Annotated in this window: 6 protein-coding genes; 4 read left to right on the forward strand and 2 right to left on the reverse strand. The window is 63.7% G+C overall.

Going from position 1 to position 7,286, the window contains the following annotated elements:
* Window positions 1-333 precede the first annotated feature (333 nt).
* Entirely contained in the window at window positions 334-1,548 is a 1,215-nt protein-coding gene (locus tag ACK543_RS08690) for a fatty acid desaturase (RefSeq protein WP_409942448.1), read from the reverse strand.
* A 200-nt stretch (window positions 1,549-1,748) separates the two neighbouring features.
* The gene (locus ACK543_RS08695; RefSeq protein ID WP_409942449.1) at window positions 1,749-3,023 is read right to left on the reverse strand and encodes an RsmB/NOP family class I SAM-dependent RNA methyltransferase; all 1,275 of its coding nucleotides are present in this window, start codon (window positions 3,021-3,023) and stop codon (window positions 1,749-1,751) included.
* A gap of 78 nt (window positions 3,024-3,101) precedes the next feature.
* Between ACK543_RS08695 and ACK543_RS08700 the strand changes: the two genes are divergently transcribed.
* The 4 genes from ACK543_RS08700 (at window position 3,102) to ACK543_RS08715 (ending at window position 7,181) form a co-directional block, all read left to right on the forward strand.
* Window positions 3,102-3,770, forward strand: coding sequence for a site-2 protease family protein (locus ACK543_RS08700; protein WP_409942453.1), 669 nt, complete (start codon window positions 3,102-3,104; stop codon window positions 3,768-3,770).
* Between the two features lie 63 nt (window positions 3,771-3,833).
* Entirely contained in the window at window positions 3,834-5,141 is a 1,308-nt protein-coding gene (locus ACK543_RS08705) for a tryptophan--tRNA ligase (protein ID WP_409942450.1), read from the forward strand.
* A 193-nt stretch (window positions 5,142-5,334) separates the two neighbouring features.
* Window positions 5,335-6,381, forward strand: coding sequence for a formylglycine-generating enzyme family protein (locus ACK543_RS08710; RefSeq protein WP_409942451.1), 1,047 nt, complete (start codon window positions 5,335-5,337; stop codon window positions 6,379-6,381).
* A 38-nt stretch (window positions 6,382-6,419) separates the two neighbouring features.
* Complete coding sequence (locus ACK543_RS08715) at window positions 6,420-7,181, forward strand: metallophosphoesterase family protein (protein WP_409942452.1); 762 nt, start codon at window positions 6,420-6,422, stop codon at window positions 7,179-7,181.
* Window positions 7,182-7,286: the final 105 nt, after the last annotated feature.

The raw sequence follows: 7,286 nt of genomic DNA on the forward strand, positions 1-7,286 counted from the left end.
GCGAGGATGCGCTGGTGCGGATTGGGATAGGCCACAAGGCGCTTTTTGCAGCCAATAGCCTGGCTATTGGCAAGAAAAGCAACACCGTGGACTGCCCGAGCCCGCGCCAGCGCAGACCGCAGGGAGTTATGCAGAGGTTCCTTCAGCGCCAACCTGACTGCACGGGACACGCATCGCGGCCTTTGGCCAGCGCAGACCGCAGGGCGATATTCAGAGTGTGTTCAGGGCAAGATACGCGCCACCTTGACTGGCACAACGGCAGCAGAGGAAAACGCCGACGGCTGTGGCCCGCCAGCGGCTTTCCATCACAACAAGGCGATGATGCGAAGGCCGTCAAGCCTTCGCTGCCCGCAATCCGATCGAGAAATCGCGCAGCGCCGCGATGCCGCTTTCTTCGGCCCGGCGGCACCAGGCCTGAAGATCGGCCGTGAGCTGATCGCGCGACTGCGAGGTGTTCAGCCACAGCTGGCGCAGCTCTTCACGCATGGTCAACATCTTGTCAAGGGAGGGAAATGCGGCACGCGCCTGGGCCAGTTGCGGCAGAGCCAGGGCCGGAACCTTATCGGTATCGCGATGCAGCCAGCGTTTGGCTGCCTCGAGCATCGAGACATCAGCCTGGCGGGCCTTCAGAGCCGCGATTTCCTCCCTGCAAGCCTGACGCACCCCGCGGGCATAACCGGCCATGACTTCATAGCGGTTGGCGATCAACGCCTCCAGCGTTTTTTCGTCAGCCACCGGCTTGACGTCGCCCCGCTGCAGCTTGGGCGGCACTTTCTTGACGGTGGCCCAGCCAACCTTTTGCATCAGACTGATATAGACCCAGCCCACATCGAACTCGTACGGCTTGACCGAGAACTTGGCCGCCGTGGGGTAGGTGTGGTGGTTGTTGTGCAGTTCTTCACCGCCAATGATGATGCCCCACGGTGAGATGTTGGTGCTGGCGTCTGGCGCCTCGAAGTTGCGGTAGCCCCAATAGTGCCCCACGCCATTGACCACGCCGGCTGCCCAGAACGGAATCCACAACATTTGCACGGCCCACACCGCAGCGCCCAATGCGCCAAACAGCGCAAGGTCCAGGATCAGCATGAGGCCGACACCCTGCCAGCCATAGCGCGTATAGACGTTGCGCTCCATCCAGTCGTCCGGCGTGCCGTGGCCGAACTTTTTGATGGTCTCAGCGTTCTTTGATTCGGCACGGTACAGCTCGGCACCGCGCCACATCACGGTATCCAGCCCACGCGTCTGGGGGCTGTGCGGGTCGTCCACGGTTTCGCACTTGGCGTGGTGCTTGCGATGGATGGCGACCCATTCCTTGGTGACCATCCCTGTGCCGATCCACAGCCAGAAACGGAAGAAATGGGAGGGGATGGCATGCAGGTCGAGCGCCCGATGGGCCTGTGCGCGGTGCAGGAAGATCGTGACCGCTGCAATGGTGATGTGGGTGGTGACCAGCGTGTACAGAACCATCTGCCACCAGGTCAGATTCCACAGACCATGGCCTAACCAATCCATCGCAGCGTTCAACACAGCCCAGTCGGGTAACAGCATATTCAAAAACCTTCACTACAAGACCACCTGCCCACCAACTGCGCAGCGACTTCATTTTAGAGGGCACATCCCCTCCTTGGTTCAGCGTTTTCCAGAGCATGCCGCTGGAATAACGTCTTTGGAGAGGCCCCACCAAACCGGCAGGCAACGGGCTGCGCGAAGACGTCAGCGCATCCTCGCGAGGGTTATGCAGAGCTTCCCTAGCCTTTTCTGACCCAGGCGGCGGCGAAAAATCCGTCGGTCTGGTGCCGGTGCGGCCACAGGCGCAGGTAGGCACCGCCCGAGCCTGCACCGACGCACAGGCTGGCGGCATCCGGTACCTTGGACTGCTCCAGCAGCGCGCCCGCATCCAGCAACTCGAAATCGCCGTGCTCGGCGCTGAACGCCGCGGCGATGGCTTCGTTTTCCTGCGGCAGGATGCTGCAGGTGGCATAGACCAGCCGCCCGCCGGGCTTGAGCAGGCGGGCGGCACTGGCAAGAATGGCGGTCTGCTTGGCTACCAATTCTTCGATGGTCTTGGCTGACTGCCGCCATTTGAGGTCGGGGTTGCGCCGCAGCGTGCCCAGGCCCGAACACGGAGCATCAACCAGCACGCGGTCGATCTTGCCTGCCAGCCGCTTGACGCGGTCATCGCGCTCGTGGGCAATGGCGGCCGGGTGCACGTTTGACAGCCCGCTGCGGGCAAGGCGAGGCTTCAAGGCATCGAGCCGGTGTGCCGACACATCAAAGGCATACAGACGCCCTGTGCTGCGCATGCTGGCACCGATCGCGAGGGTCTTGCCACCCGCGCCCGCACAAAAATCCACCACCATCTCGCCGCGCTTGGCGTCCAGCATGAGCGCCAGCAGCTGCGAGCCCTCGTCCTGCACCTCGATGGCGCCGCGCGTGAATGCGTCAAGCCGGGTCAGCGCAGGCTTGTCTTGAATGCGCAGCCCCCACGGTGAATAGGGCGTGGGGATGGCCTTGATGCCCGCCTTGGCCAGCTCTTTTTGCACATCGGCGCGCTTGTCCTTGAGGCTATTCACGCGAAGATCCAGCGGCGCGCTCTGCGCCAGGCTTTCGACCAGGGGCCAGAAGTCGTCGCCGAGCTGGTCTTTGAGCGGCTTGACCAGCCACTCGGGAAGGTTGTGCCGGTGGCGCTCCATCAGGTCTTCTGGCTTGATGGCATCGCACTGGTCCAGCCAACTCTTTTCCTGCTCGGTCAGGGCGCTTTTGAGGAAGTCACGCGGGCCATGAAATCCGAGGATGGCCAGGCGGCGTTCCTTGGGGCCCGAGCCCGAGGGCGCCATGTGGTCAAACAGCAGCTTCTTGCGCAGCACGGTATAGACCGTCTCGGCCAGCGTGGCGCGCTCGCGCGGGCCCAAGCCCCGGTGGTCGCGAAAGAAGCGCGACACCACCGCGTCGGCGGGGTGTTCGAACGTGAGGGTGAGCCTGACCAACTCGGCGCAGGCATCAAGGAGAACTTTGGGATGCATCGCGCCATTGTCCCATCCCCGCCCGACGCACAGCGTTGCGCGCCCCAGGGCACGCACGCCTTGGGCGACAATTGGATGGTGGACACATCCAACCTTATCCAAACTGTTCTGATCTACGCACTGCCCGTGCTGTTTGCCATTACCGTGCACGAGGCCGCCCACGGCTACGCCGCGCGCCACTTTGGCGACAACACGGCCTACATGCTGGGGCGGATCACGCTCAACCCGATCAAGCACATCGACCCCGTCGGCACCATCCTGATGCCAATCGTGCTGTACTTCGCCACCTCCGGCGCATTTCTGTTTGGCTACGCCAAGCCGGTACCGGTCAACTTTGGCAACCTGCGCAACCCTAAGCGAGACATGGTGTGGGTGGCGCTGGCCGGACCGGCTTCCAACTTCGTCCAGGCCATCGCATGGGCCGCGGTGCTCGTCTGCCTGGTGGGATTCGGGGTGGACGAGCGGTTTTTTGTGGAGATGGCGCGCGCCGGGGTGCTGGTCAACCTGGTGATGTGGGCCTTCAACCTTTTTCCGCTGCCGCCGCTGGATGGTGGCCGCATCCTGGTAGGACTACTGCCCTGGAAGCAGGCGCACATGGTGGCGCGCATTGAGCCCTGGGGGTTTTTCATCGTGATGGGCCTGGTGATCGCCGGGGTGGTGGGGGCCATCTGGCTGCGCCCACTGATGAGCCTGGGCTATGGCGTGATCGACATGCTGCTCACGCCGCTCACGGCGTTGCTGGGCTGAAATCGCCACCATCGGGCCGCCAAGATACCCCTCTTTTCCTGTTGACCGACTGCATACGTTTTCATGAGCACCACACGCTTTCTCACCGGCATTACCACCACAGGCACGCCCCACCTGGGTAACTTTGTGGGCTCCATGCGCCCCTCGGTAGCGGCCAGCCTGACTCCGGGCGTGCAGAGCTTTTACTTTCTGGCGGACTACCACGCGCTCATCAAGTGCGAAGACCCGGCGCGCATCCAGCGCTCCACGCTGGAGATCGCCGCCAGCTGGCTGGCCGCCGGGCTTGACACCGCGCAGGTTACCTTCTACCGCCAGTCGGACATCCCCGAAATCCCCGAGCTGACCTGGCTGCTGACGTGCGTGACTGGCAAGGGCGTGCTCAACCGCGCGCACGCCTACAAGGCCAGCATGGACAAAAACAGCGCCGCCGGCCGTGAGCCCGACGACGGCGTGACGGCAGGCCTGTTCATGTACCCCGTGCTCATGGGCGCAGACATCCTGATGTTCAAGGCCCACAAGGTGCCCGTTGGCCGCGACCAGATCCAGCATATCGAGATGGCGCGCGACATGGCAGCCAGCTTCAACCACCTGTACGGCGAGCACTTCGTGCTTCCTGAAGCGGCCATCGACGACCATGTCGCCACCCTGCCGGGGCTCGATGGCCGCAAGATGAGCAAGAGCTACGACAACACCATCCCGCTCTTTAGCTCGCGCTCACAGCTTAAAAGGCTGATCAGCGGCATCCTGACCGACTCGCGTATGCCGGGCGAACCCAAAGAGGTGGAGGGCTCTGCGCTGTTCCAGATCTACCAGGCCTTTGCCTCGCCCGATGAGACCGTGGCCCTGCGCGAAGCCTACGCCGAGGGCATTGCATGGGGCGACGCCAAGGAACTGCTGCTCGAGCGCGTGGACCAGGTGATTGCGCCCATGCGCGCCCGGTACGAAGAGCTTATCCAGAACCCCGCCCGCATCGAAAAGACCCTGCTGGAAGGCGCAGAGCGCGCACGCGCCCTGGCCACCCCGTTCATGCGAGAACTGCGCAGCGCCGTAGGCCTGCGCAGCCTGGTCCAGGCCAGTGCGACCGCCCAACCCGCCAAGGCAGCCAAGGCAGCGCGGCCCTCGTTCAAGCAGTACCGCGAGGCCGATGGCAAGTTCTACTTCAAGCTCATCGGGGCAGACGGCCGCCTGCTGCTGCAAAGCCACGGCTTTGATGCCCCCAAGGATGCCGGTCAGGCCATCGGCCAGCTGCAAAAGGACACGGCCAAAGCCCTGCAGGCGCTGGCCGCCCGCCTGGCCCCTGTCGATGGCGTGCACCAGAGCGATGTGCTGGCTGCGCTGCAGGCTCTGGCTGACGCGGCTGACGCTGACTGACATCAAACGCTCCTACAAATGTAGCAACAAACTCAGTCATAGCAGGCGCAAGCCGCTTAAAGATGCTGAGTTTTCCTGACTGAAACCAACTTAGACGTTTTTGCGTCGGCAGACTTTGAGAAAGCGGCTGCGCGCAGGCGGCCACCGGGCCCAGGTGCCAGCGTCCACGGCCTGCCCGCCACCAGAGGTACCCATGAAACTCCCGCCCCTGCTGATCCTGCTGTGCGCGTCCTGCGTACTGCACGCCGGGACAGGGCCGCGTGCCAAGCCCGCAGCAGCGGGCGCCACCTGGACCAATGCCCTGGGCATGCGTTTTGTGCACGTTCCGGCAGGCAGCTTCACGATGGGGGGGCCGGAAGGCCCGCAGGCGCTCGCACAGGCCTTCCCGCGGCTAGAGAGCCAGCGCTTCACCGAGCTGACCGACGAAGGCCCGGCGCACACCGTCTACATCCGCCAGCCGTTTTACCTGGGGCAGCACGAAGTCACGGTGGGCCAGTTCCGCCGGTTTTTGCAGGTATCGGGCTACCAGCCCGAGTCGATCGCCGACGGCACGGGTGGCTACGGCTACAACGCCCAGTACGACCCTGCGGCTTCGGGGCGCGGCGATGCGTTTGAGGGGCGCGATAGGCGCTATTCCTGGGAGAACCCTGGCTTTTTTCAGACGGATGACCATCCTGTGATCAACGTCACCTGGAACGACGCGCAAGCGCTTGCCGCGTGGCTCAGCCGCACCGAGGGTCACCGGTACCGCCTGCCCACCGAGGCCGAGTGGGAATACGCCTGCCGCGCCGGCACCCGCACGCGTTACCCCCACGGAGACGACCCGCAGGCCCTCGCCGCGCACGCCAACATCTTCGATCGGGATGCCGCCGTTTTCTGGCCCCACTGGAGGCAGCACGCTTTGGCGACCAGCGACGGCCACGCGTTCACGGCCCCGGTGGGCAGCTACGCACCGAATGCGTTTGGCCTGCACGACATGCTGGGCAATGCCTGGGAATGGGTGTCCGACTGGCACGGCGATACCTACTATGCCGAATCGCCGGCTATCGACCCGCAAGGCCCGTCCGACGGCGCGGTGCGTGTGCGGCGCGGTGGCTCATGGCACACCTGGGCCTTCTATGCCCGCTGCGGCTACCGCAACTGGAACAGCCCCCAAACGCGCTACACGCTGGTCGGCATCCGGCTGCTGCGCGAGATCACGGCCACGCCACAAGCCGCCAGCGCGCCATCGCGACGGTAGCCGCGCTCTGACATCACACCAAGGCACAGGAGTCCTCCATGCGTTTAGCCCTAGTCTCCGATATCCACGGCAACCTTGCGGCCTTGGAGGCCGTCATTGAAGACCTTGAGACCCGGCAGATTGATCAGGTAGTCAACCTGGGCGACACACTCAGCGGGCCTTTGCTGCCGGCCCAGACGGCACATCGGCTCCAAAAACTTCCCTGGTTACACGTAGCCGGAAACCACGAGCGTCAGGTGTTGCGCCTGCCGCTTGCACGCCAAAGCGCGTCTGACGCCTTCACCAGCGGGCAGTTAAGCCAGGCCGACAGGCTTTGGCTTGGAAGTCACTCCGATTCTTGTGGTGTCGACCTGCACCGTGGTCAACGCTGGCCTGCTCAGCTGGGCCCTGATGTGGCGCTGTGTCATGGCAGTCCGCGCAGCGACGTTGAGTACCTTCTGGAAACGCCAATCGACGAGATGGTGCAACTGTCATCCACCAATGAAATTCTCGAGCGACTGGGCCACCACATACCCAATCACATCACGCTTTTAGCCTGCGGCCACAGCCATGTGGCACGGACTGTGACCCTGCCGTCCGGACTCCTGATCGTCAATCCCGGCAGCGTAGGGCTACCGGCCTACGATGACGACCACGCGTATCCCAGGTCGCGTTATCACCGGGTGGAGAACGGAACTCCGCAAGCGCGCTATGCCGTGGTCCACAAAAACAGGCACGGTTGGGTGTGCGAACTCATCAGCGTGCCCTACGACCATGAATCCATGCCTGAATCCGTGACCCCAATCCCCCGGGTTCCGTAATCGCACAGAAACCGGGCAGAGAAACCCCGATATTCACCCCCAGTCCGGCCATTTCAACGCAACAAACCCGACCGGCACCCCAGATATACGCTCATCATGCCCTGC

The sequence above is a fragment of the Acidovorax sp. genome (genome assembly GCF_046341535.1).
GTDB lineage: Bacteria > Pseudomonadota > Gammaproteobacteria > Burkholderiales > Burkholderiaceae_C > Acidovorax.

Bases quoted from the DNA above. Each gene is read 5' to 3' on its own strand.
- ACK543_RS08715 (WP_409942452.1), top strand. From the start codon at position 6,420: ATGCGTTTAGCCCTAGTCTCCGATATCCACGGCAACCTTGCGGCCTTG.
- ACK543_RS08690 (WP_409942448.1), bottom strand. From the start codon at position 1,548: ATGCTGTTACCCGACTGGGCTGTGTTGAACGCTGCGATGGATTGGTTA.
- ACK543_RS08705 (WP_409942450.1), top strand. From the start codon at position 3,834: ATGAGCACCACACGCTTTCTCACCGGCATTACCACCACAGGCACGCCC.
- ACK543_RS08710 (WP_409942451.1), top strand. From the start codon at position 5,335: ATGAAACTCCCGCCCCTGCTGATCCTGCTGTGCGCGTCCTGCGTACTG.
- ACK543_RS08695 (WP_409942449.1), bottom strand. From the start codon at position 3,023: ATGCATCCCAAAGTTCTCCTTGATGCCTGCGCCGAGTTGGTCAGGCTC.